Genomic DNA, 24338 nt, shown 5'->3' with positions numbered 1-24338 from the left:
ATATCAATATGGATATTTCGGAGACATATTTTGAGGAAGTCTCTTTTTACGCTCATATATGCTATGCCTCTGCTTTGCACGGCCTGCGCCGATAAGACGTTGTCGACCAATGTCGCCAGTGAAATCTCAGAACTCGAAGCTCTACGCAGTCAGCATGTGGAGACATGCAGCAACGGGACAAACGCTGAACCATACTACCGCAAGCTTTCTGAACGGGAACGGGCACTAGCGGAGTGGGATGCAATTGCAGGCGAAGATCTTGATTCAATCTCGGCCGATCAAGAATGGGAGATTAGACGTTCGATCGGGGACCAGATGGGATTGGCACCTAGTCAGGTTAATGGTTGGAAGTCCATCTATAAAGCGCGACAAGAACAAGCGAAGCGTTTGCTCGCAGAAGCCACTCCACCGTCGGACGCCGAGATTAAAAAATATCGTGATGAAATAAGATCTGCGTCCTGCAAAACGGTTAAAGATATTGATGTTAAAATGGTTATATTAAATGACCGGCTATCTCGTTCAATAGAGGATGAAAACAAGGCCTGGTGGATGTCCTTTGGAAAATCGATAGCTATTTTCTTCGGTATCATCGGCTCATTATTCATAGTTTTTAGGCGGTCTGACACTAAGATCGGTGCCCAGAAGGATCTACAATCTGAGAATCTTGTGGTCACAAACCCTGACATTCTGGTGAATTCAGTTAACTTGTCTGCTCAGGACCAAGAGAAATTGAATGGACTCATCGAAAGGTTTGAGCGGTTGAAGGAAAAGATTCCAGCAGATGGCTACGAAAAATGCCAAGAACTTTCGGCGCGGAAAGAGGTCCACCGACTACAGTCGTTGGTTACGGCACTTGAAAAATTTTATGCCTGATAAAGCTGGTTAGGACATCACGCCTAACCAGCCAGACGTCAAGTCACTTGATGATCTCTCGCACGTCGAGCTCAAAAGGCTCCTTGAACTCCCATTGACCTTGACCTTCCCAAAGCCAGCCTTTTTGCTGACTATCAAGGATTTCACACAACCCCTTGTGCTGATCAATATCCTTCGGGTTCCACCTTGTAACGGCATACTCAATCACCGGAACGTGCCCGAAGCCGCGATTGAGGCAGGCGATGAAGTAATCCGCAGCGCGATCTCGCGATTCAGCGAGAACGGTGAAGGATTCAATCAGGTTGATGTCGGAAATCTTGAAAAGTTTCATGGTTTTACTCGCTTAACTGATGTTGCGAGTTTCATGACAGATGTGCGCGTTAAAAGCGGGTGGGAAATCAATGAGAGCAATTTCCCCAAGCTTTAGGGACAGGGTTCTGCGTCCGAGAGGGACACCGCCTTGCCCCTAACCAAAACATACATTGCCCCTTCCAAACGAACTCCCAACCTTCCCTCGGTCAAATATGCTTTGTTGTTAACTTCGTCCACGTAGGCGCTGGCCTGCCACAACGGAAGCATAGTGGACGCTACATGATGCGCGAAATTTTTGCGCCTAGAGTGGCTTCTCTTGCAACATGAGCCAGAATTCGCGCGCGACCTGCGTCATGGACCTGCTCATGTAGACTCTACTACCCTTAATCCGAGAATCGTAACGCTGAATGTTCTTAGAGGTGTAACTCAGCCACCGCCCCCAACCACGGCCATCGCCGGTATCAAGATCATATGCGAGACTCTGATGCCACGCTGCACTGGTTAGCTGCCGTTCGCCCCTCGCCTTATGCCAAGCGTTCTCGGCAGCGACCTTAAAGCGAGTCATATCGAGAGGGGTGTCAGGGATAGTGGTGCCATGGACATGAATATTTGTCTTAGATTTGCCTGACCTCGTTCGACCCTCGAACATGAATGCTACCGGCAGGTCTTCCATCCCTGCCTTTCTCAATTCCTCCTTCAACCGCTCGACTGTCCGATCTTTCACCACCCCTCGAGCGATCCAATGGTCAAGGTGGACCGGATGAATGTGAGAGGTGAATGCATATCCCCCCAGCGAGCTTGCTGCCATAAAGGCAACTTGGTGCTTCATATACTCGGTGAGTTCATCCCAATCCGGAAGGTTATCGGGGTTCGTCTCTGTGAAGTAGTGAGTTTGGTCGAAATCGTTCCATACTAGCAGCGGATCTACCGGAAGGTTGAGTTGCCTAAGATATGTAGAGCGCGAAACCTCGTCATTCCGGAGGTTTTGGACAAGTTTATGCTCACGTTCGATGGCAGCCTTTAGCCACCGCGATTGCGCTCGAACCGGGGGTTTTTTCCGCCGAGGCCCCGGCAGATGTGAAAGTCGCCTTGGTGATATCTTCTTAGACATGCCTCCCATAGCCTGGCAATTATCAAGCTCGTCAAGTGTCAACGATCGAGGGCCAAGCCGGCAACAGACCTTATAGCACGCCGCGATAAGAGTAGAAAACTGTGTCACACGACTGTGCTACATAGCCCCACCTAGACCGCAAAAACCCAGCATTTCTGTAATTTGGTGAGCCCTGCTGGGTTCGAACCAGCGACCTACTGATTAAAAGTCAGTTGCTCTACCGACTGAGCTAAGGGCCCGCCTGCATTGACGCGGATCGCGCGTCAGGCGTGGCGCGTCACCTAGGGGGCGTGGGCGAGCGGGTCAAGCCTTTGGCGAGCCGGTGATGCAACTGCTGCACTGTCACTCCGGTAATCGGATCGCGCCAGCCAGCGGCAACGCGCGCCGCCGGACCCAGCACGAAATCGCGCTTGCGGAATTCGGGGTGCGGGATGATCAGGCTCTCGTCCGCCCAGCACCCGCCGGACCACAAGACAATGTCGAGATCGAGCGTGCGCGAGCGCCAGCGCTGCCCTTGTCGGCGACGTCCGAACAGGGCTTCCACAGCCTGCAGTTCGTCCAGCAGCTCGTGGGGTTCGAGACCGGTCGAAACCACAGCGATGCCGTTGCAATACACGCGCTGCGACGGACCTATCGGCCTGCTGCGGATCGTCGGGGACACCGCATCGATCCTGCAGTTGCGCCGCCCGATCTCATCCAGCGCCGCCCACAGGATCGCCGAAGGATCGCCATGGCGCGGATGGCGCTGGTTCGAGCCGAGCGCCACGATGTAGCGGTGCAGGCTCAGATGTCCTCGGCAAGCCGGCCGTAAAGCTGCGGGCGGCGATCGCGGAAGAAGCCCATGCCAGCACGGTGCGTGGAAGCGCGCTTGAGGTCGATCGTCCCGTGCAGCACACCGGTTTCGCTGGCGCCGAACTCGGCAAGGTAATCGCCCCATTCGTCAGAAATGAAGCTGTGCCCGTAAAAACGCTGGCCATCTTCGGTCCCGATGCGATTGGCGGCGATGACCGGCATGCAGTTGGAGACGGAATGGCCGATCATCGCGCGGCGCCACATGCGGCTGGTGTCGAGATCGGCGTCATAGGGTTCGCTGCCGATTGCGGTGGGGTAGAACAGCAGCTCTGCCCCCATCAGCGCCATGGCGCGGGCGCATTCGGGATACCACTGGTCCCAGCACACGCCCACGCCGATGCGCGTGCCGAACACGTCCCACACCTTGAAGCCAGTGTTGCCGGGGCGGAAGTAGTACTTCTCCTCATAGCCGGGGCCATCGGGAATGTGGCTCTTGCGATAGATGCCCATGACTTCGCCATCCGGGCCAATCATCGCCAGCGTGTTGTAGTAGTGGTGCCCGTCGCGCTCGAAGAAGCTGGTGGGGATGGCAATGCCGTGCGCCTTGGCGAGCTTGCGCATCTCGCGCACCGACGGGTCCGCATCGAGCGGATAGGCCATCGAGAACAGGGCCTCGTCCTCGACCTTGCAGAAATAGGGCCCGGCGAAGAGTTCGGGCGGCAGCACGATCTGCGCGCCGCCACGCGCGGCGTCTTCCACCAGCGCGGCAGTGGCGGCGATATTCTCGGCCTCGTCCCCGGGAAGGGCGAGTTGCAGGGCGGCGACGGAGATCGTGGTCATGGGTGGGACCTAAGGCCCCTGCCCCGGCAATTCAACCGCCGCCGTTTGCGATCAACGCAAGATCAGGGACGCTTGCGGAACAGCAGGGTCATGCGGTCGCTCTCGCCGATGGCCTGCAGCTTGGCCTTGGTGGCCTCGTCCGGATTGCCGCCCAGCTGCGGTGGCAGGGTCCAGACGCCGTTTGGCCAGTTCGCCGGGTCCTTGGGGTTGGCGTTGGCCTCGCTCTTGCCGACAAAGGTGAAGCCGTTGATCTCCATGAACTTGATCACGTCGGCTTCGCGCAGGTAGCCCTTCGAACCGTCGGTGAAGGAGTAGGGCGCATCAGGCTTGGCGCGGTGCTGCTCGATGCCGATCATGCCATCGGGCTTCAGCAGCTCGCGCATCTGCTTGATCTCGTGCGCGGCAAGGTTCCAGCGCAGCAGGTTGTGCATCATGCGCATGACGAGGATGCGGTCGAACGTGCCCTTTTCGCTGTCGGGAAGGACATCGAGGGTGAAGGCCGAGAAGCGCTCAGCCGGTTGACCCGACCATTCCGCAACCTCCGCCGGATACTTGGTCGCGCCTTCGCGGATGCCCGCCTTCATCTTGTCGCCGAACGCACTCGACGTGGGGTCGAAGTACAGACCGACCAGCTTGCCCTTCGGGCCGAGATAGAGCCCGAGCAGACGCGAATACCAGCCGCCGCCCGGCGCATATTCGCCCACCTTCATCGTCGGCGAAACCTGAAAGAAGCTCAGCGTCTCCGCAGGCTTGCGATAGACGTCACGGGCACGGTCCTTTTCGCGCAAGGGGTCAGCGACTGCGGCGGCAAGGGCCGGGTCGATCATGGCCGATGCCGTCTTCGCAGTCTCTGCCATTACGGGATTGGCAAGGCTGCTGCCAGCAACGGCAGCAAGCAAGGCAAGGCTCAATGAACGCATGGGGAGATTCTCCTTCGGGCCGGTGACAAGCGGGGGAGGCGTGCTTATCTCTCACTCAATTCAGGAGAATATAGCGCATGAGCGAACAAGCAACGGCCATCCTCGCAGGGGGATGCTTCTGGTGCACCGAGGCAGTGTTCCGCGACGTCATCGGCGTGAGCAATGTCGAGAGCGGCTACATCGGCGGTACGGTCGAGAACCCGACCTACAAGCAGGTCTGTTCCGGCACCACCGGCCATGCGGAAGCTATCCGCGTGACGTTCAACCCCGAAACGATCAGCCTCGACCAGATCCTCGATATCTTCCTGGCGACACATGACCCGACGCAGCTGAACCGCCAGGGCAACGACGTCGGCACGCAGTATCGCTCGGCCATGTTCCCGGCGGACGAGGCGCAGAAGGCGGCAATGGAGGCGGCGATCGAACGCGCCCAGCCCGATTGGCCGGGGCCCATCGTCACCACGATCGAACCGATGGCAACCTGGTATCCGGCCGAGGACTATCACCAGGAATATTGGGAAGGCGAAGGCCAGCGGAACCCCTACTGCCTCGCCGTAATCCCGCCCAAGCTGATGAAGCTGCGCAAGAGCTTCGCGTCGAAAGTCAAAGGCTGAGGCCTTTGATCGGCACCGGCCCGCTCCCCCACCCGGCCACCCATTCAGGGTACTCTCGCGGGTGGCCGGGTGGGGGAGCGGGCCGGTGCCGCCTCACGCGCGCAGCGCAGATAACGTGATACGCCGGTAGATGCGCTGGAGGACGGACAGGTCTTCCAGCGCCACCGCCTCGTCCTTCTTGTGCATCGTCGCGTTGCACAGACCGAATTCCACCACCGGGCAGAGGCTGCGCAGGAAGCGCGCGTCCGACGTGCCGCCGCTGGTCGAGAGTTCGGGGTCGAGGCCGGTCTCGGCCTTCACCGCCTCGGCGATCAGCGTCGAGTAGTCACCCGGCAGGGTGATGAAGCTCTCGCCGGAAATGACAGCACGAACCTCACCCTTGTGCCGCCGCGCCACGTCCTCGACCATCGCGACCAGCCCCGCCCCGGTGTGACGATCGTTGAAGCGGATCGAGATGCGCGCGCGCGCCTCGGCGGGGATCACGTTGGTCGCCTTGTTGCCCACTTCAAGGTCGGTGATCTCTAAGTTCGACGGCTGGAACCACTCCGTGCCCTCGTCCAGCACCAGCGCGTCAAGGTCAGCCAGCAGCGCGATCAGGCGCGGGATCGGATTGTCGGCGAGGTGCGGATAGGCAACGTGGCCCTGCGCGCCCTTGCAGGTGATCCACATGTTGACCGAACCGCGACGGCCGATCTTCACCATATCGCCCAGACGGTGGACCGAGGTCGGCTCGCCTACCAGGCACAGGTCCGGCTCTGTCTTCATTTCGCGGATCAGTTCGATCAGCGGCACCGTGCCGTAGCGCGCCGGGCCTTCCTCGTCGCCAGTGATGATGAAGCTTAGCGTTCCGGCCTCGGCCGGAACCTCGGCCGCAGCGGCAACCATCGCGGCGATCGAGCCCTTCATGTCGACCGCGCCGCGCCCGTAGAGCAGCTCGCCCCGGCGCTCGGCCTTGAACGGACCAGTCGTCCAGCCCTCACCCGGCGGGACGACATCGAGGTGCCCGGCAAAAGCGAAGTGCCGCGAGCCTTCAGGACCACGCCGGATCGCGAACATGTTCTCGACCGGGCCGTCGGGTGCTTCGCCCGCCACGAAGCGATGGATTGCGAACCCTAGCGGTTCGAGCATTCCTTGCAGGCAGTCGAATACCGCGCCGGTTGCGGGCGTCACGCTTTCGCAATCGATCAGCTGCTCGGCCAGGATTACAGGATCAAGAGACATCAGCGCGCGGGCTCCTCGAACTGCTCGATGGTCCAGCCCTCGCTCTCGGCGGCTTCGATCCACTGTTGCATCCAGTCGTGCGTCCAGACCGCTTCCATGTAGGTCATGGCGAAGCCGGGCACAGGCACGCCGTAGGTCATGAAGCGGGAGACGACGGGGGCATAGATGATGTCAGCGGCGCAGAAGGTGCCGAACAGGAAGGGCCCGCCCTTGCCGAACCGCGCCCGCGCCTCGGCCCAGAGCGAGAGGATGCGCACGATGTCGGCGCGAACCTCGGCGCTGATCTCAACGCCCTCGACACGCTTGCGGATGTTCATCGGCAGGCTGCGGCGCAGCGGCAGGTAGCTCGAATGCATCTCGGCCACCATCGAGCGGGCCATGGCGCGCGCGGTTTCGTCCTTGGGCCAGAAGCGGTCGCGCCCGACCTTGTCGGCAAGGTAATCGATGATCGCGAGGCTGTCCCAAACCACGGGTGCGTCCTCGCCATCGCCGTCCCACAGGATCGGCACTTTTCCCGAAGATGGTGCAAGTTCGTCGGTCCGGCGCGCTTCGTCCCAGTCCTCGCCGTAGAGCGGGACGGTGATTTCCTCGAAGTGCAGGCCGGACTGCTTGCACGCCAGCCAGCCCCGCAGCGACCAGCTGGAGTAGTTCTTGTTGCCGATGATCAGCTTCATCGTGTTCGCCCTGTTACGCCTGCGAGCCGCGTAGCCGTTCAGGTTCGCTGTGTCGACCGTGAACGGGTTTACACGGTTTACACAGTTCAAGGAGTGTATCGTCTCGATCCCTCGTAGAGCTTCGTGGAGGCGATATCCGTTCAGCAGAGCGGGCGCCGTCACGGCCTCACGCAAGGTTTGGCCGAAGGAATTGCGGGCGGGGAGGAGAGGATCGCGGTAGGGCATGGCGCGAAGGCTGCGTCATGCGTGCGGCTGTAGGACAGCGTTTATCGTTCCGGAATGGCGGAGTGTTGGAAATGGTCGGCGGTTTTCGCCGCTTGCCCACCCCCGACCCCTCCCGCTTGCGGGAGGGGAGATTGCGTTAGGCCCCTCCCACCTGCGGCCGGGGAGGAATAACTGACGCGCTCGTCATTCAGAAAAGAGAGATGTTAGATTAACGAATCCTGCAGCACGGCGGCGCGCAGTTCCTCGATGCCCATCTTCTTTTCGGAAGAGGTGACGAGCACTTCGGGATAGGCGGCCGTGCGCTTGCGCGCTGCAGCGATGGTCTCGGCCGTGACGGCTTCGAGTTCGCTGGCCTTGATCTTGTCTGCCTTGGTCAGCACGACGCGATAGCCGACGCCCGCTTCATCGAGCATCTGCATCATGTCCTCGTCCACCGGCTTCACGCCGTGGCGGCTGTCGATCAGCAGCAGCGTGCGCTTCAGGACGACACGTCCGCGCAGGAAATCGCGGACCAGCCGGCGCCACTGCTCGACCACCTTGGGCGGGGCCTTGGCGAAGCCATAGCCCGGCATGTCGACCAGGCGCAGGCGCGTCGGCTCGCCCACTTCGAAGTAGTTCAGTTCCTGCGTGCGCCCCGGCGTGACCGAGGTGCGCGCAATCGACTTGCGCCCGGTCAGCGCGTTGAGCAGCGACGACTTGCCGACGTTCGATCGGCCGGCAAAGGCGATCTCGGGCACGTCAGGATCGGGCAGGTGCTTGAGCGCAGGGGCCGACTTGAGGAACTCGACGCGCCCCGCAAAGAGGAGGCGCGCCTGTTCGATCAGTTCGGCGCGGGCAGCTTGTTCTTCAGGTGTCACCGCGTTTTCGGCTTCCGGTTGGCAGCAGGCTTCTGCTCACGCGCGACCGAGCGGTCGACATCGAGCTGGTCCTTGTCGGCCTGCGCCTTCAACTGCGGGTGCTTGCTGTAGAGGTACTTCTGCTGCGCGATGGTCAGGATGTTCGAGGTGATCCAGTAGATCAGCAGGCCTGCCGCGAAGGGCGCCATCACGAACATCATCATCCACGGCATGATCGCGAAGACCTGCTGCTGCGCCGGGTCCATCGCCGCCGGTTGCAGCTTGAACTGCAGCCACATCGTGATGCCGAGCAGGATCGCCAGCACGCCGATGGCGAGGAAGCTGGGCGGGGTGAACGGCAGCAGGCCGAAGAGGTTCAGCACGTGCAGCGGATCGGGCGCGGACAAGTCCTTGATCCACAGCGCGAACGGCTGGTGCCGCATTTCGATGGCCAGCGTCAGCACCTTGTAGAGCGCGAAGAACACCGGGATCTGCAGGAACATGGGAAGGCAGCCGGCCAGCGGATTGACCTTCTCTGTCTTGTACAGCTCCATGATCTTCTGCTGCTGGGTCTGCTTGTCGTCCTTGTAGCGTTCCTGCAGCGCCTTCATCTTGGGCTGCAGCGCGCGCATCGCCGCCATCGAGGCGAACTGGCGCTGGGCGATCGGGAACATCACACCGCGCACGATCAGCGTCAGCAGGATGATCGCCACGCCGAAGTTCTTGACCAGCTTGAACAGCGAATCGAGCAGCCAGAAGATCGGCTTTTCGAACCAGCGGAACCATCCCCAGTCGATCGCGAGGCTGAAATTGGTGACGCCAGTGGCTTCGTACTTCTCGAGAACCGAATTTTCCTTGGCACCGGCAAACAGACGGACCGTCTGGCTCTGCGCCTTGCCCGGGGCGATGGACACGCCGGGATAGATCAGGTCGGCGCGGAACACGTTGTTGCCAAGCGAACGCAGCGAACCTTCGGCCTTGGCCCCGGCATCCGGGATCAGCGCCGAGAGCCAGTAGATATCGGTAAACCCGATCCAGTTGGTTGCACCCTTGAGCGCGACGGCTTGGCCGGGGGCTTCGGTCACGGTGGAATAGTTGTTGTCGAAGTTCACCGAGCCATCGAGCGCGGCAATCGGCCCCGAATGGAGCTGCCAGGTATCCACGCTTGCCGTCTTGTCGGTGCGATTGACCAGCGCGAAGGGCTTTACCACGACCGGTGCGGCGCCGGTGTTGGCGACGCTCTGCGTTGCGGTGATCATGTAATCGCTGTCGATCGCGTATTTGATCGCGAAAGTCTGGCCGGTGGGATTGGTCCAGCGTAGCGTGACCGGGGTCTGCGGTGTCAGCCTTGCGCTATCGGCCTGCCAGACGGTGTTGGTGTCGGGCGTCGCTACGCCCTCGCCCACCCAGCCGATCTGGGCATAGTGCTGCGCTGGCGTGCCCGCAGGCGAGAACAGGCGCACGGGCGGGCTGTTCTTGTCGACGTTCTCGCGGTGACGGACCAGCGTCACGTCATCGACGAGCGCGCCCTTGAGGTTGATCGAACCCTTGAGGCCCGGCGCGTCGATAGCGACACGGTTGCCGGCGGCGAGTTCGGCGCGCAAGTCCTTCTTCTCGAGCGCGATGTCAGCCGCGTTCTGCAGTCCGCCTTCGCGCGTGGGCTTTGCGGCATCGGTGCTGGCAGCGGTCGCTGCCGCCTGTGGCTTTGCCGGCGGCGCGGGGTAGAACCAGCGCATGGCCGCTTCCCAGCCGATCAGCAGCAGACCCGTCAGGATCACTGCCATTATGACGTTGCGCTGATTCTGCACCGTGTTCGCGTCCTAAATCTTGAAGTCGTCTTGGTCAGGGCACCCGGCCTAAGGTACGGGATCATAGCCGTGCCCGCCCCAGGGATGGCAGCGCAATAGCCGCTTCGCTGCGAGCCAGCCACCCTTAATCGCGCCGTGCTTTTCGAGCGCTTCGATCGCATATTGCGAGCACGAAGGGCTGTAGCGGCAGGATGGCGGAAGCACGCGCGAAGGGCCGAGCTGCCAGCCTCGGGCAATGAGGATGAGCAGGCGCTTCACTTGCCCCTGCCGTGGCTGGAACGCTGACCGCCACGCTTTCTCGGCGGGTCGCCCTTGCCTGCAGCGGCGCGGGACAGGGCGACGGCCAATTCCTCGCGCAGCAGGGCAAAGTCGCGCTCGACGCCGCCTTCACGGCCGATCATCACGTGGTCTGCGCCGGCAATGCCGGCATCAGGCAGGGCTTCGCGCAGCAGGGCGCGGAAGCGGCGCTTCATGCGGTTGCGGACGACCGCGTTGCCGATCTTCTTGGTGACGGTAACGCCGAAGCGAAGGTCGGCCTCTTCGGCAGGCACGACGTCACGGTTCACCAACAGCACGAATCCGGGCCTTGCGACCCGGATTCCGCGATTGGCAGCAACGAAGTCTGCCCGTTTCCGGATGGTGGCGATTCGGGTCATCCCCGCCTTCGCCGGAACCGGATCTATGCTGAAAGGCTTAGGCCGACAGCTTCTTGCGGCCACGCGCACGGCGGGCGGCGAGAACCTTACGACCACCGACAGTGGCGGTGCGGGCGCGGAAGCCGTGGCGGCGGGCACGCACGAGGTTGCTGGGCTGGAAAGTGCGCTTCATGGCTTTTCTCTTCTATATCGAATCTGTGGACTGGCACTTGCCGCGGGACAAAGCGCCGGAATCAGGGGGTGGCCGATAGGCGACAAGGCGATTTGCGTCAACCCTGCAGGCAAAGGCACAAGCGCTTCAATACATTGCCGATGCAAGCCATAGGGTCTAGGCCCCCCGGATGAACAGGGAAAACGAATCCCTCCTCAAGGAGATGAGGCTGCACTGGTGGCAACGCGCGCCGCGGATCCCCACGCTTGCGTTGTTCGCAGTCGTCGCCCTGGCGCTGATCGGCACCTTCTCGTTGATCATTGCCACGGTCGAGGTCGAACGCACCCAGCGCCAGCAGGCCGCCCGCACCAGCGGCATCATCGCTTCGCTCGACGAGATCGTGCGCGCCACGATGAGCGGCGAGACCGGCCAGCGCGGCTACTTCATCACCAGCGACACCCGCTACCTCGAACCCTACCGCGAAGGCCAGGGCCGCTATGCCGCCGGCATGCGCGCATTGCGTGACCGCATGGGGCCGGACCTGCCGGCAGAGCAGGCGAATCTCGTTGCCGAGATTGCGCGGCTGGGCGACGCCAAGTGGGCCGAGATGGCCGGCGTGGTCGACCTTGTCGAACAACGCCGCATTCCCGACGCCCACGCCCGGCTGCTGTCCGACGAAGGCCAGCTCGCCATGAACGGCTTGCGCAAGGCCGTCGCCCGGCTGGAAGACATCGAGCGCGTGCGTCTGGATCAGGCGGCGCAGCGCGCGGCCAATGCCGAGGCGCGCATCCTGCCTTCGCTGGCCGCGCTGTTCGTGGTGATCGTCTGCGCCTTGGCGCTGGGGCTGTGGCAGGCGATCCGCAAGGCCGAGGCCGAGGCTCTGGCAGAGGGCGCCGCCGCCATTGCCGAAGCGCGCGACCGGGCCGATCTGCTGGCCAAGGAGCTCAACCACCGCGTCAAGAACCTGTTCGCGGTGATCCTCGCCATCGTCAAGATGAGCGCGCGGGGCGATGCCGCTGCCGCCCCCGCGGTGGATCGCATCGCCAAGCGCATCCACGCGCTCGTCACCGCGCACGAGGTCACGCAAGGGTCGGGCAAGGACCAGACGGTCGACCTGGCCGAGCTGATCGGCAAGGTCATCGCGCCGTACCGTTCTTCCAGCGAGCGGTGCGAACTCGATGGCGGCACGGTGAACCTGCCGGGTCGGCACGCGGTGCCGCTGGGCCTCGTCCTGCATGAACTGGCGACCAACGCCGTGAAGTACGGCGCCTGGTCCGCTCCCGGCGGCCTGCTGCGCATCCGCTGGGAGAGCGAGGACTCGCGCGCCAAGGTGATCTGGGAAGAGATTGCCGCCGGGGAAGCGGCTGGACCGACAGAGCAAGGCCGCGAAGGCTTCGGCTCAGCCCTGATCCGCTCGTCCGAGCGTCAGCTGGGCGGCACGATCGTCCGCCGCTTCGAAGCACGCGGCATCGTCGTGGAAATGGACTTCACGCTTGAAGGCGGAGAGGCCTGAACCTCTCCGCCCGCGTTGCCGTCAGCCGTGCTTGGATTCGCGCAAGGGCGTGACCATTCCCGGCGTGATGAAGCCAAGCGGTCCCGGATTCATGGCGCGCTTCTTCAGCTCGCCCTTCATCCGGCCGTACTCTTCCTCCATCTGTTCGGTCACCGTCGCGCGTGACGCCTCCAGTGCACCGGCGAAGTCCTCCGCGGTGACCTGATCGACATTGCCGCCCGCACGGCGAATGGCGTTAAGGCCAGCGCGACGCACCACGTCTTCGAGATCGGCACCGGTGAAGCGCTCGGTCTCGCGCGCGATACGACCAAGGTCCACATCGCCAGCCAGCGGCATGTTGCGGGTGTGGATGCCAAGGATGTGCTCGCGGCCCTCGACGCTCGGCGTGCCGACATAGATCAGCTCGTCGAAGCGGCCCGGACGCAGGAGCGCCGGATCGACCAGATTCGGGCGGTTGGTCGCGCCGATCAGCACCACCGACTGCAGTTCCTCCAGCCCGTCCATCTCGGCAAGGATGGTGTTGACCACCCGCGCCGTGACATTCGGCTCGCCCTGCCCGCTGCCGCGCGCGGGAACGAGGCTGTCGATCTCGTCGATGAACACCACGCAAGGTGCGACCTGGCGCGCGCGCGCAAAGAGCCGGGCAATCTGCTGCTCGCTCTCGCCGTACCACTTGGACAGCAGGTCGGACGACTTGATCGCGATGAAGTTGGCCTCTGCTTCCTTGGCCACGGCCTTGGCCAGCAGCGTCTTGCCGGTGCCGGGCGGACCATAGAGCAGGAAGCCCTTGGCCGGATGAATGCCGAGGCGGTGGAAGGCCTCGGGATTCTTGAGCGGCAGTTCGACGCCCTCGCGCAGCTTGTCCTGCGCATCGTCGAGGCCGCCGATGTCGGCCCAACCGATGGTTGGCGCCTGCACCATGACTTCGCGCATCGCCGATGGCTGCACGCGCTTCAATGCCTGCAGGAAGTCGTCGCGCTCCACGCGCAGGTTGTCGAGCACGTCCTGCGGGATCGTCTGCTGCTCGAAATCGAGCTGCGGCATGATCCGGCGCACTGCCTCGATCGCCGCTTCGCGGGCCAGCGCCGCAAGGTCGGCACCGACGAAGCCATGCGTGGTGCGGGCCAGTTCCTGCAGATCGACGTCCTCGGCCAGCGGCATGCCGCGGGTGTGAATGCCGATGATCTCGCGGCGACCGGATTCGTCCGGCACGCCGACGACGATCTCGCGGTCGAACCGGCCGGGCCGGCGCAGCGCTTCGTCGATCGCATCGGGGCGATTGGTCGCCGCGATCACGACAAGGTTGGACCGGCTGTGCAGTCCGTCCATCAGCGTCAGCAACTGCGCAACCAGCCGCTTCTCCGCCTCGCCGTGAACCTCGCTGCGCTTGGGCGCGATCGAATCGATTTCGTCGATGAACACGATCGAGGGCGCGTTGCGGGTCGCTTCCTCGAACACCTCGCGCAGACGTTTCTCGCTCTCGCCATAGGCCGATCCCATGATTTCGGGGCCGTTGATGGTGAAGAACGAGGCATCGCTTTCATTGGCCACGGCACGCGCCAGACGCGTCTTGCCGGTCCCCGGCGGGCCGTGCAGCAACACGCCCTTGGGCGGATCGACGCCCAGGCGCGTGAACAGTTCGGGATAGCGCAGCGGCAGTTCGACCATCTCGCGCAGTTGCCGGATGGTATCGCCCATGCCGCCGACGTCGTCATAATTGACGTCGGCACGGCTCGAGCGTGGCTCCTCGTATTCGGGCCGCAGTTCCACCTCGGTGTTCTCGTCGATGTGGACCACGCCCTTCGGGCTGGTCGAGACCACGGTCAGGCGGATCTGGGTCAGCGCGAAGGCAGGCGCATTGAGCATCTGGCGCAGCTGTGGCGGCATGTCGGTGCGGTTGACCTGCTGCTGCCCGGCGGTCGCCACGAGATCGCCCGTCACCAGCGGACGCCCGGCAAAGTTGCGCTTCAGCGCCACGGCCGGTCCTTGCAGGCGCAGTTCCTTTTGCGCGGGCGCGAAGACGACGCGCTGCGCAGGCCGCGAATCGATCTTGCGCACTTCCACGTGCTCACCCGAACCGACATCGGCGTTGGCGCGCTGGAGGCCATCGAGGCGGATCAGTTCCAGCCCCTCGTCCTCGGGATAGGGCTGGATCACCCGCGCCGCCGTGGCGCGCTTGCCGACGATCTCGATGACGTCGCCTTCGGTCACGCCCAGCTGCGACATCACGTGCCGACTGATGCGGGCAATGCCGTGGCCGCTTTCTTCCTGACGAGCACCCGCAACCTGAAGGCGCACGGTGCGCGCATCGGTCCGGGCTTCGGTTGCCGCATCTGCCATGAGCTTTAAGAAATCCCCTTGAGCTATCGACGGGTTCCGATGTGGGAACCGGCAATCAGGATTTCAAACGCGGGAGGCCTGCGAAGGTTGCGAAGAGCTTCGCTCCGCCCGGAACGCAGGCAAAAAAAGACCCGGCAGTTGCCCGCCGGGTCGGAAAGTTTTGGGAGAGGATGCCTGAAAGGCAGGTTCTGTATGCACTGCACACATATATTGTGCAATTGCGAAATGATCGGGATTGATTGCAGTTTTTGCAATTTATCGCATAAACCGCTGTTTTACAGGGATTTTGCAGTTGTTTCAGGCGTAACGATACCAGGTCGTTCCGTTCGCAATTGTTTGCAGGCATGTCGTGCGACTCGTCGTTGTGCAGCGCACAAGCGTGATTTGGATACCATCAGCGCGCGCAGCCACGCTGGGTGTCGTTGCCGAGACGCCGTGTCACGGTGAAGGGATAGACCGTGTCCGACATGCCGTCCGAACAGGACCCTGCACTGACTTCAAGCACCAGCGCCCTCCCCTCGACCTGGCCGGAGAGAATCGCCTTCCCTTCGACATCCTGCCGTTTCACCGGAACGACCAGTCCATCGGGCTGCTCGGGCGTGGACCACGAGAGCTTGTCCACGTCCACCCGCGCAGACCAGAACGGCTCGGTGCCGATGGCGCGAAAAGATGGCGGCACCGGCGCTGGCATCACTGCGGCCGCTTCGGTTGCTACCAGCGCAGGCGGCTCGGCAGGCGGCATGGAATCGGCTTCGACTGCGGCTGCACTTTCCCCCGCCACGCCGGTCGGTCCGGTTGCCGGCTCCGGAGAGCAGGCCGCAAGCGAGACAGTGACCATCAGGGCGAGCGCGGGAAGCGAGCGGATCGTTGTCATTGCCGCATTCTGGCTCGCACCCGGGCTGCGTCGCAACCGGGCCCCAGGCGTCAATGCGCCAGCAGCAGCGGAATCTGCGACCGGTCGAGCATTTCGCGCGACACGCCGCCCATCAGCAGTTCCCGCAGGCGGCTGTGCCCGAACAGGCCCATGACGACGAGGCCGGCGCCGAGACTGCGGGCGCATTCCTCGATCGTGAAGGCGATCGAACCGTTGCGCTCCTTTTCATGCACTTCGGCATGGATTCCGTGGCGCGAGAGATAGCAGGCCGCATCGACCGCCGGGAAGGTATCGTCCTTCTCGCGCACGGTCAGGATATGCACCGACTTCGCCATCGCCAGGAACGGCAAGGCAGCGCGCAGGGCGTTGGCGGATTCATGCCCGCCGTCCCAAGCGATCAGCACCGGTGCCGCGAAATCGAGCATCGGCGCGCCGCGTGGCACCGCCAGCACAGGGCTGCGCACGCCAAGAACCAGTTCCTCGACGCTGGGATCGTCCAGCGTGGCCACGATCAGGTCGGCAAAGCGCGCGGCGGCCGCTGCAGCTTCGACCCGGCCGTTGTCGTCTATCGCGACGTCGAAAGCGACGTCCTGCGGAGCCAGCCGGGCATCGAGCTCGCGCGCAAACGCCTCGTCGGCCTCACGCGCTTCGTTGATTGCGGCAGCGGAAATGGCGGCACCGCCGAACGGCTCCCACGCCGCCATTTGCGCGAACGGAGTCGCGATCACGAAGGTGACATGCCCTCCGGTCTTGCGGGCCAGCGCCAGCGCAGTTTCCACGCGGTCGTTCAGGGTTTCGGACTTTTCGACGGGGCAAAGAATGGAGCGCATCGGGATCCTCCTGTCCTTCAATGGGAAAAGTCTGCCTTCGCCGCCGTCAACATACGATGATCCACATCAAAACGGAGGAAAAATCCGATGGCCTTGTCCGATTTCACCGATCGGTTAAGGCTGCGCGCCACACAAAGGGAGGCACGATGGCGTACGCAGCGGTGATTTTCGATTTTGGCGGAGTGATCACCTCCTCCCCGTTCGAGGCGTTCAACCGGCTCGAGGCGGAACGGGGCCTGCCGCAGGACTTCGTCCGTTCCGTCAATGCCCGCAACGGCGATACCAACGCCTGGGCGCTGTTCGAACGCGCCGAGATCGACAGCGCCGAATTCGACCGCCGCTTTGCGCAAGAGGCCCGGGCGCTTGGCCACGAGCTTGATGGCGCGTCGGTCCTGGCCGTCCTTGCCGGCGCGGTGCGTCCGGCGATGGTGTCGGCGCTCGATCGGCTGAAGGCAGAAGGCTACCGGCTTGGCTGCATCACCAACAACGTGCCCGCCGGCCACGGTGCCGGCATGGCCCGCAGCGCCGACGCGCACGACGAGCTCGAACAGATCTTCGCCCGCTTCGAACACGTCATCGAAAGCAGCAAGGCGGGCGTGCGCAAGCCCGATCCGCGCATCTACCTGATGATGTGCGAGACGCTGGGCCTCGCCCCGGCGCAATGCGTCTACCTCGATGACCTCGGCATCAACTGCAAACCGGCCGCCGCGCTGGGGATGCAGGCGATCAAGGTGACCAGCGGCGAACAGGCCCTGGCCGACCTCGGGCAGGTTCTCGGCCTTTCCTTTTGACCTGCATGGCGGCTAGGCTGGAGGCATGACACCCGAAGAGCTCAAGGCCCTTGTCCGCACCGTGCCGGACTTTCCCGCACCCGGCATCCTGTTCCGCGATATCACCACGCTGATCTCGCACGGGACCGGGCTTGCCGCCAGCATCGGCCACCTGGCGCGGATGGCGCAGGACGCCGGTGCCGAGGCGATCGCCGGGATGGAGGCACGCGGATTCATTTTCGGTGCTGCGGTAGCGGCGCATATGGGCCTCGGTTTCGTGCCGGTACGCAAGCCCGGCAAGCTGCCGGTCAAGACCATCGGCATCGACTATGCGCTCGAATACGGGCGCGACCGGCTGGAGATCGATCCTACGGCCATTCCCGCAGGCCAGCGCGTGGTCATCATCGATGACCTGATCGCCACGGGCGGTACTGCCCTTGCGGCAACGGAACTCCTGCGCACGGCAGGCGCGGACGTCACTCACGCGCTGTTCGTGATAGACCTCCCCGACCTCCACGGCGCCGCCCGCCTGCGCGACGCCGGGCTGACGGTAGAGGCGCTGATGGATTTTCCGGGGCACTGAACTGCCGTGTTTGATCTGGAAGAACTGCAGCGCACAGGCGCGGTAAGACTGCCACAATTGGCTTTGCCGCTGCTGTCAGCGATTGATGCTGTTAACTGCGGTCTACCGGCCGAGCGCGCAGGGCTGAGATTGAAGGGACAACCGGGCCTGCGGCCACTACTCGATCATCGGAGTTTGATAGGACAAGCGGCATGTCACGCGCTTGGAGCGCATGCCCAACCTGTCCGCGCACTCCTCTTCGACAAGAGCGAACGGACGAACTGGGCCTTGGGCTGGCATCAGGACCGAACGATTTGTGTGGCCGAGAGAATCGAGACGCCCGGCTTCGGTCCTTGGACCAACAAGCAGGGCATGGTTCACGTCGCCCCGCCTGAAAGCATCTTGCGGGACATGGTCACGCTGCGCATTCATCTGGATGCCGTGCCGGAAACCAATGCGCCGTTGCTGGTTGCTTCCGGATCACATCGGCTTGGTCGAATCCCGGAACGGCAAGTGGCTGCAATCATCGAGCAAAGCCAAATCCTGACGTGCCTCGCCGAGAGGGGAGACGTCTGGCTTTATTCGACACTCATTCTTCACGCGTCAGACGCTGCCACCCAGCCGATGCATCGCCGGGTGCTGCAAGTCGATTACTCGGCCTTGGCTTTACCCAACGGCCTTGAGTGGGCCGGAGTCTGAAACTCCGGCGACCACATCGCGCCACTCATTCCACCAGCATCAGCGCGTCGAGTGCTACCACGCCCTCACCCTTGGGGTGCAGGATCACCGGGTTGAGGTCGATCTCGCGGATCGAGGGTTCGGCGCGCAGGACCTGGCCAACCTTTACGATCAGGGCCGCGAGCGCCGGAACGTCCAGCGCGGGTGAACCGCGATAGCCGCTGAGCAGCGCTGAGCTCTTGAGCTTCATCAGTTCGGCCTCGACCGCAGCCTGCGTCAGGTCTGCAGTCAGCAGGCGCACGTCCTGCAGGATCTCCGCGGTCACGCCGCCGAAACCTGCGAGCACGACCGGACCCCATTCGGGATCGTTCTTGGCACCGACGATCATCTCCATGCCGCGCTTGCCCATCGCTTCGATCAACACGCCATCCAAGCGGATCGACGCGGAGTAGGCTGCGACGTTGGCATGGATGCGGTCCCACGCCTCGCGCACGGCAGCGGCATCGACAAGGTTGAGAATCACGCCGCCGGCATCGCTCTTGTGCCCAAGCGCTGCGGCCTGCGCCTTCATCGCCACCGGATAGCCGACGGCATCGGCAGCCGCTACCGCGGCATCGGCGCTGTCGGCAAAGCCGCCCTTGGGGAAGCTCACGCCCAGCGGGCCGAGCAGTTCCTTCGACTTGTATTCCGGGATCACGCCGTGGACATCGGCAAGGCCGGGCAGCGGTGTTGCCGGAAGGTCGTTGGCGGAAAGGTCCTGAGCGGACCAGTGCGTCAGCCGGGTCACGGCACGCAGTGCGCGTTCGGTGGTGGGGAACCACGGAATGCCGGCCGCCCGCAGCGCGGCGATGCGCTCGGCCGGAACCTCGGCGCCTTCGTCGAGCCCGGCGAAGATCACCGGCTTGGTGAGCGTCTTGCCTTCCACAGCGGCGAGGATCGGCGGGAACTTGATCTTGCAGGTGATCGGTTCGGCCTGGATGATCCCGGCGAAGACCGTGCCGACGCGGTCGTCTTCCAGCAGGGCCTCGACGCAGCGGGTGTAGATAGCCGGCTCGGACAGACCCTGCGCGGTGATGTCGAGCGGATTGGACACCGGCACGAACGGCGGCAGCGCCGCGCGCAGCAGTGGCGAATCCTCGTCGTGCAGATCGGCCAGCGGCAGGTCGAGCTCTTCAGCGAGGTCGAGCGTCAGCGCCTTGAAGGCCCCGGATTCGCCCAGCACCGCGGTCTTGCCCGAAGGCAGCGCCGGACAACGCACCGCGATCTCGGCAATGTCGCCCAGCTCCTCCAGCGTTTCGGCAAAGATCACGCCGGCACGTGCCACCATGGCCCGCATCAGCTTGTAGTCGCCCGCCATCGCGCCGGTGTGCGTTGCCGCCGATTCGCGCGCCGCGCTCGATTTGCCGGGGTGCAGCAGGACCACCGGCTTGCCAGCCGCCTTCGCCCGCCGCGCCGCAGCGAGGAACGCCTGCGGCTTGCGGAACTGTTCGACGATCATCGCGATCACGTGCGTATCGTCCTGGTCGACCAGCCAATCGACATAGTCCTCGACCCCGCTGGCTGCCTCGTTCCCGGTCGAGACCGAGTAGGAGACACCGGCATCGCGGGCGAGCAGCATCGTGCCGAGCACCGCCGCCATCGCGCCCGATTGCGAAACGATGCCGATCGCCCGCTTGCCAGCTGGCGGGACGGCATTGGTTTCCACGAAGGTCAGCGGAATGCGATCGACATAGTTGACCAGGCCAAGGCAGTTCGGCCCTTCGACCACCATGCCCGCTTCATGCGCGATGCGCGCGATCTCGCGCTGTTCGGCCAGGCCTTCCTCGCCGCCTTCGGCAAAGCCGGCCGAGAAGATCACCACGCCGCCGCACTTGCGCTCCGCCAGGCCCTTCACGGCATCCAGCACGCCGGCGCGCGGGATCGCCAGCACGGCCACATCCACACCTTCGGGAAGCGCGTCGACCGAGGCGAAGCAGCGCTTGCCCATGATCTCGTCACGCTTCGGGTTCACCGGATAGACGGCACCAGCATAGCCGTTGCGATCGAGATTGGTCAGCAGCGTTGCACCAAGCGCGCCGGGCTTGTCCGATGCGCCGACGACGGCGACGGACTTCGGGCGCAGGAAACGATCAAGCGCAGCGTGGGACAGACTCGCAACAACGGCCATGGCATCCTCCGATTTCGCTATGCGCTATAACAATTATCGGAAGGACGGCAAGTGGGCGTTGTGGTCAGGCCTGCACGACCCTTTGGTGCAGGACACCGAACGGTGCGCGGCCCGAAGCATCGACCGCTTCCATCCGCACCGTATCGCCAAAGGCCATGAATGCGGTCCTGGGTTCGCCTTCGTCCAGCACTTCGATTCCGCGCCGCTCGGCAATGCAGGACGAGCCGATCTCGCGGAAGTTTTCGTTGGAGACCGTACCCGATCCGATCACCGTGCCCGCCACCAGATCGCGCGTGCGCGCGGCGTGGGCGACGAGTTCGTGGAAGCCAAAGCCCATCGCATGGCCATTGGCGGCACCGAAGCGCTTCCCGTTCCAGTCGACCAGCAGGTCGAGGCAGACGCGTCCATCCCTCCATGCATCGCCGAGTTCATCGGGCGTCACGGCGAAGGGCGCCATTGCGCAGGCTGGCTTGGCACCGACCCAGCCGAAGCCGGTCTTCATTTCCGGCCCCGCGAGCGTGCGCAGCGACCAGTCGTTGATCTGAACGACAAGCCGGATGTGCTGCATCGCCTCGGCAGCGCCTGTCCCCATCGGCACGGCATCGACAATTACCCCGAACTCGCCCTCGAAATCGATGCCGAGGTCGGTCGAAGGGAAGCGCGCTTCGGTCCCCGTCGCCATGAAGGTATCGGACATGCCCTGGTACATCAGCGGCACGTCGGTCTTGGGCTTGGTGATCCCCAGCACCGCGTCCATCAGGTCCCCATGGCTCTGGAAGGCTGAACCATCGAGCCACTGCCAGGCACGGGGCAACGGTGCGAGCAGCCTTGCCCCATCAAGCGTTTCGGGAAACGCGGCGATGGCCTGCAATGCCGGCGAGAACGCCTCCCAGCCCTCGACCAGTTCCTGCAAGGTCGCGGCCGGAGCATAGGCGAAGCCATCGCCTTGCGGCGAGACCACGATCAGCCGCCCGTCGCGAGTACCGTTGTCGATTGTGGCGAGGCGCATGTCATTCTCCCGATGCTGTCTTGCCCCGACGCCTAGTCCGCGCCGGGCGAGACAGCAAAGGAATGGTATTTATTGCCCGGCATAAACGCTGTGAATGAAACGTCAGCCTTCGCGTGCGCAGTCTCGCCCCGTGCTACCCCTTAAACGCTGGCAAACCAGATCACGTGCTTTGCACCCTTGCCATTGGTGCGGGCGCGCACTTCCACTTCATCGACGTTGAAACCTGCTGCCTTGAGGCGCTGGGTAAAATTGGCATCCCTTGCCGCAGACCAGATCGCCAGCACGCCGCCGGGGCGCAGTGCATCCATCGCCGTGCGCAGCCCGCGCATCGTGTAAAGCCGGTTGTTGCCCGCCCGCACCAGCCCATCGGGTCCGTTGTCGACATCGAGCAGGATGGCATCGTACCCGGTCCCGCCCACCGACAGCGCATTGGCCGAGATCACGTCGGCCACGTCGGTCATCACCAGCCGCACGCGCGGATCGCCGAGGCAGCCTGCTTCCAGTTCCGCCATCGGCCCCTTGGCCCACTGGATGATTTCGGGCACCAGTTCGGCCACGGTCACGTGCGCGTCGGCCGGAAGCTTCTCCAGCGCGGCGCGAAGGGTGAAGCCCATGCCATAGCCGCCGATCAGCATCGCCGGCCGCTGCGCCCTGGCAATCCGGGCGATGCTTTGCGTGGCGAGTGCAATCTCCGAACCGTTCTGCCGCGTGCTCATCAATTCGTTGTGGCCGAGCACGATCATGAAATCGCGGTCGTGCCTGTAGAGCTTCAGCTCTTCGCCATCGGGCACTCGTGCCGTGCCGAGAAGTTCGCGTGCTATCATCTCTGAAGCCCTAGTCTGCGGGAACCGCAGCCACAAGGCGCACGTTGCCTCAACCGACGGATTCGGAGACAAGACGATGCGCAAGATGATGCTCATGGCCGGTATCGCCGCTTTCGCGGCCAGTGCCCCGGCCCTCGCCCAAGGCAATGGGAACGGCAACGGAAACGGCCACAGCAAGGGCGGCGGCGGCCCGGCCAAGGCCGAGAAAATGGATCGCGGGGGCCAGAAAGGCCCCGAGAAGGCCAAGGGTCCTGACAGGGCAAAGGGCCCTGACAAGCGCGCCGAAATGCGCCCGGAAAAGTCCCGCGGCAACGACGCGCGGCAAATGCCCCAGCAGGCCATGCGCGGCAACAATGACGAGGACCCCGGGAAGGACTGGGACCGCGACAACGGTGCGAAGGCTTTCGATAAGGTCGAACGCCAAGCCAACCGTGGCGGCGACGGCCGCGTTGACCGAGGGGACGACCGCAACGTCATCCGCGTGGCAAGCCGCCAATGGCAGGACGGCCGCTATCGTTACGACGACCGCCGCTTCCTGATTCCGGTCGCGAGCGATTGCCCTCCCGGCCTTGCCAAGAAGAACAACGGCTGCCTGCCGCCGGGCCAGGCCCGCCAGATCCGGGACTCGCGCAGTTGGGGTGACTGGTACCCGGTGCGTTACCTCGGCAACAACTATGACTGGCGCTACGGCAACGGCTACATGTACCGCGTCGGCAATGGCGGGCTGGTCTCGGGTATCGTGCCCCTGCTTGGCGGTGCGCTGTTCGGCGGGCAGGTCTGGCCGACGCAGTATAGCGACTACGCCGTACCCAGCTATTACGACCGCTATTATGGCTTCCGCGATGGCTATGACTATCGCTACGCACAGAACGCCATCTTCGAGGTCAATCCGCAGTCCAACGTGATCGAGGGCATTGCCGCGCTGCTGACGGGTGATCCGTGGGTAGTGGGCCAGCCGATGCCGGCCGGCTACGGCTTCTACAACGTACCCCCTGACTGGCGCGGCCGCTACGCCGACACGCCCGACAGCTGGTACCGCTATAGCGACGGCTACGTCTACGAAGTCGACCCGACCACCCAGCTGGTCCGCGCCGTGATCGAACTGATCGCCTGACCTGCACTCGAAGACACGAAGGGGATTTCCATGGTGCGCCATAAGATGATGGGGACTGTGCTGGTCGCAGCGCTCGCCCTTGCCGGCTGCGGAAAGAGCGATGTGCCAGATGCCAAGAGCAGCGGCGCAGTCGCCGAGGCGTCGAGCAAGGACCTGTTCGATGCTCTCGACGACAGCAGCGATCTTTCGGAATCGGCCCGGCTGATCAAGGCAGCAGGGCTCGAGAAGACATTCGAGGGCGTCGGCAGCTACACCCTGTTCGCGCCGACCAACGAAGCGATCAAGGCCTTGCCCGAAGCCGATCGCAAGGCGCTGGAAAGCGAGGACGGCAAGGTGCAACTCCTCGCTCTCGTCAGCCAGCACCTCTCGCCGGGCTATGTCGCGCGGGCCGATCTGGAGCAGGGCATCGAGCGCGCCAACGGCACGGTGCGCCTCGCCAGTCTCGGCGGGCAGCCTCTCACGCTCACCCGCAGCGGCGACACCATTCGCCTCGGCAGCGGAGACGACGCGCCGAGACTGGTTGGCGAACCGATCGTCGCCCGCAACGGCGTGATCTATCCGATCGACCGCGTCCTGCCCGCGCCACAGTAACGGCCTTGGCCGATGATTCCGCTGTGAAAGGAT

At 63.6% G+C, this 24338-nt stretch carries 25 protein-coding genes and 1 tRNA gene; 8 read left to right on the top strand and 18 right to left on the bottom strand.

Translation table 11 applies throughout. The annotated features are described in order from the left end of the window. The first annotated feature begins 30 nt into the window (after positions 1–30). A complete protein-coding gene (locus IM701_RS01665; protein WP_193827588.1) occupies positions 31–873 on the top strand; it encodes a hypothetical protein in 843 nt (280 codons plus the stop codon). Between the two features lie 43 nt (positions 874–916). On the opposite strand, the gene IM701_RS01660 is transcribed toward IM701_RS01665, so the two are convergent. From IM701_RS01660 to IM701_RS01640, 5 genes are all read right to left on the bottom strand, one after another. Then, the gene (locus IM701_RS01660) at positions 917–1204 is read right to left on the bottom strand and encodes a hypothetical protein (RefSeq protein WP_193827587.1); all 288 of its coding nucleotides are present in this window, start codon (positions 1202–1204) and stop codon (positions 917–919) included. 1255 nt (positions 1205–2459) lie between these two features. Further along, positions 2460–2535: transfer RNA gene (locus IM701_RS01655), tRNA-Lys, on the bottom strand. Between the two features lie 38 nt (positions 2536–2573). After that, positions 2574–3062: a 2-amino-4-hydroxy-6-hydroxymethyldihydropteridine diphosphokinase gene (gene folK / locus IM701_RS01650; protein ID WP_230487755.1), complete on the bottom strand. Its 489-nt coding sequence runs from the start codon at positions 3060–3062 to the stop codon at positions 2574–2576. A gap of 17 nt (positions 3063–3079) precedes the next feature. After that, the gene (gene aguB, locus IM701_RS01645) at positions 3080–3928 is read right to left on the bottom strand and encodes an N-carbamoylputrescine amidase (protein ID WP_193827586.1); all 849 of its coding nucleotides are present in this window, start codon (positions 3926–3928) and stop codon (positions 3080–3082) included. A 62-nt stretch (positions 3929–3990) separates the two neighbouring features. Further along, positions 3991–4848 carry a class I SAM-dependent methyltransferase gene (locus IM701_RS01640; RefSeq protein ID WP_062347532.1) on the bottom strand — a complete coding sequence of 286 codons (858 nt, stop codon included), beginning with the start codon at positions 4846–4848 and terminating at the stop codon, positions 3991–3993. Positions 4849–4925: 77 nt separating this feature from the next. Here IM701_RS01640 and msrA point away from each other — a divergent pair, with 77 nt between their 5' ends. Continuing rightward, positions 4926–5462, top strand: a complete 537-nt coding sequence (gene msrA / locus IM701_RS01635) for a peptide-methionine (S)-S-oxide reductase MsrA (protein ID WP_193827585.1) — start codon at positions 4926–4928, stop codon at positions 5460–5462. Positions 5463–5555: 93 nt separating this feature from the next. On the opposite strand, the gene dapE is transcribed toward msrA, so the two are convergent. From dapE to rpmH, 7 genes are all read right to left on the bottom strand, one after another. Beyond that, a complete protein-coding gene (gene dapE / locus IM701_RS01630; protein WP_193827584.1) occupies positions 5556–6683 on the bottom strand; it encodes a succinyl-diaminopimelate desuccinylase in 1128 nt (375 codons plus the stop codon). Next, on the bottom strand, positions 6683–7357 hold the full coding sequence (locus IM701_RS01625) for a glutathione S-transferase family protein (RefSeq protein WP_039336514.1): 675 nt from the start codon (positions 7355–7357) through the stop codon (positions 6683–6685). Before IM701_RS01625 ends, dapE begins: the two co-directional genes overlap by 1 nt. A gap of 428 nt (positions 7358–7785) precedes the next feature. Beyond that, the gene (gene yihA, locus IM701_RS01620) at positions 7786–8439 is read right to left on the bottom strand and encodes a ribosome biogenesis GTP-binding protein YihA/YsxC (RefSeq protein WP_062347524.1); all 654 of its coding nucleotides are present in this window, start codon (positions 8437–8439) and stop codon (positions 7786–7788) included. Further along, positions 8436–10226 carry a membrane protein insertase YidC gene (gene yidC / locus IM701_RS01615; protein ID WP_193827583.1) on the bottom strand — a complete coding sequence of 597 codons (1791 nt, stop codon included), beginning with the start codon at positions 10224–10226 and terminating at the stop codon, positions 8436–8438. Before yidC ends, yihA begins: the two co-directional genes overlap by 4 nt. A 48-nt stretch (positions 10227–10274) precedes the next feature. Beyond that, positions 10275–10484 carry a membrane protein insertion efficiency factor YidD gene (gene yidD / locus IM701_RS01610; RefSeq protein WP_084278662.1) on the bottom strand — a complete coding sequence of 70 codons (210 nt, stop codon included), beginning with the start codon at positions 10482–10484 and terminating at the stop codon, positions 10275–10277. After that, positions 10481–10882, bottom strand: coding sequence for a ribonuclease P protein component (gene rnpA, locus IM701_RS01605; protein ID WP_039336438.1), 402 nt, complete (start codon positions 10880–10882; stop codon positions 10481–10483). The genes yidD and rnpA overlap by 4 nt, the downstream gene beginning before the upstream one ends. A 37-nt stretch (positions 10883–10919) precedes the next feature. Continuing rightward, entirely contained in the window at positions 10920–11054 is a 135-nt protein-coding gene (gene rpmH / locus IM701_RS01600; RefSeq protein ID WP_039336437.1) for a 50S ribosomal protein L34, read from the bottom strand. Positions 11055–11223: 169 nt separating this feature from the next. Between rpmH and IM701_RS01595 the strand changes: the two genes are divergently transcribed. Continuing rightward, entirely contained in the window at positions 11224–12546 is a 1323-nt protein-coding gene (locus tag IM701_RS01595; protein WP_052242581.1) for a sensor histidine kinase, read from the top strand. A gap of 21 nt (positions 12547–12567) precedes the next feature. On the opposite strand, the gene IM701_RS01590 is transcribed toward IM701_RS01595, so the two are convergent. From IM701_RS01590 to IM701_RS01580, 3 genes are all read right to left on the bottom strand, one after another. Continuing rightward, on the bottom strand, positions 12568–14886 hold the full coding sequence (locus IM701_RS01590; protein ID WP_193827582.1) for a CDC48 family AAA ATPase: 2319 nt from the start codon (positions 14884–14886) through the stop codon (positions 12568–12570). A 394-nt stretch (positions 14887–15280) separates the two neighbouring features. Beyond that, a complete protein-coding gene (locus IM701_RS01585; protein WP_052242580.1) occupies positions 15281–15760 on the bottom strand; it encodes a COG3650 family protein in 480 nt (159 codons plus the stop codon). Between the two features lie 50 nt (positions 15761–15810). Further along, positions 15811–16590 (bottom strand): universal stress protein, encoded by a 780-nt coding sequence (locus IM701_RS01580; protein WP_193827581.1) that lies wholly within the window; start codon positions 16588–16590, stop codon positions 15811–15813. Between the two features lie 146 nt (positions 16591–16736). Between IM701_RS01580 and IM701_RS01575 the strand changes: the two genes are divergently transcribed. From IM701_RS01575 to IM701_RS01565, 3 genes are read left to right on the top strand one after another with little or no spacing between them, the layout of a single operon-like run. After that, the gene (locus tag IM701_RS01575) at positions 16737–17381 is read left to right on the top strand and encodes an HAD-IA family hydrolase (protein ID WP_039336509.1); all 645 of its coding nucleotides are present in this window, start codon (positions 16737–16739) and stop codon (positions 17379–17381) included. Between the two features lie 25 nt (positions 17382–17406). After that, positions 17407–17943, top strand: a complete 537-nt coding sequence (locus tag IM701_RS01570; protein WP_039336433.1) for an adenine phosphoribosyltransferase — start codon at positions 17407–17409, stop codon at positions 17941–17943. 6 nt (positions 17944–17949) lie between these two features. Further along, positions 17950–18621, top strand: a complete 672-nt coding sequence (locus tag IM701_RS01565) for a phytanoyl-CoA dioxygenase family protein (protein ID WP_082734769.1) — start codon at positions 17950–17952, stop codon at positions 18619–18621. A 25-nt stretch (positions 18622–18646) separates the two neighbouring features. Here IM701_RS01565 and IM701_RS01560 read toward each other — a convergent pair whose 3' ends face one another. From IM701_RS01560 to IM701_RS01550, 3 genes are all read right to left on the bottom strand, one after another. After that, entirely contained in the window at positions 18647–20767 is a 2121-nt protein-coding gene (locus tag IM701_RS01560) for an acetate--CoA ligase family protein (protein ID WP_193827580.1), read from the bottom strand. Between the two features lie 64 nt (positions 20768–20831). Next, positions 20832–21776: a fumarylacetoacetate hydrolase family protein gene (locus IM701_RS01555; protein ID WP_193827579.1), complete on the bottom strand. Its 945-nt coding sequence runs from the start codon at positions 21774–21776 to the stop codon at positions 20832–20834. A 140-nt stretch (positions 21777–21916) separates the two neighbouring features. Then, a complete protein-coding gene (locus IM701_RS01550) occupies positions 21917–22600 on the bottom strand; it encodes a spermidine synthase (protein WP_193827578.1) in 684 nt (227 codons plus the stop codon). Positions 22601–22676: 76 nt separating this feature from the next. Between IM701_RS01550 and IM701_RS01545 the strand changes: the two genes are divergently transcribed. Continuing rightward, positions 22677–23714: a hypothetical protein gene (locus tag IM701_RS01545; protein WP_193827577.1), complete on the top strand. Its 1038-nt coding sequence runs from the start codon at positions 22677–22679 to the stop codon at positions 23712–23714. A 30-nt stretch (positions 23715–23744) separates the two neighbouring features. Next, positions 23745–24305 (top strand): fasciclin domain-containing protein, encoded by a 561-nt coding sequence (locus IM701_RS01540; protein ID WP_193827576.1) that lies wholly within the window; start codon positions 23745–23747, stop codon positions 24303–24305. Positions 24306–24338 lie beyond the last annotated feature (33 nt).

Source organism: Novosphingobium sp. ES2-1 (genome assembly GCF_015169775.1).
GTDB classification, from domain to species: domain Bacteria; phylum Pseudomonadota; class Alphaproteobacteria; order Sphingomonadales; family Sphingomonadaceae; genus Novosphingobium; species Novosphingobium subterraneum.
Note: the sequence above shows the minus strand (reverse complement) of the source record. Positions and strands in the feature narration are given on the sequence as shown.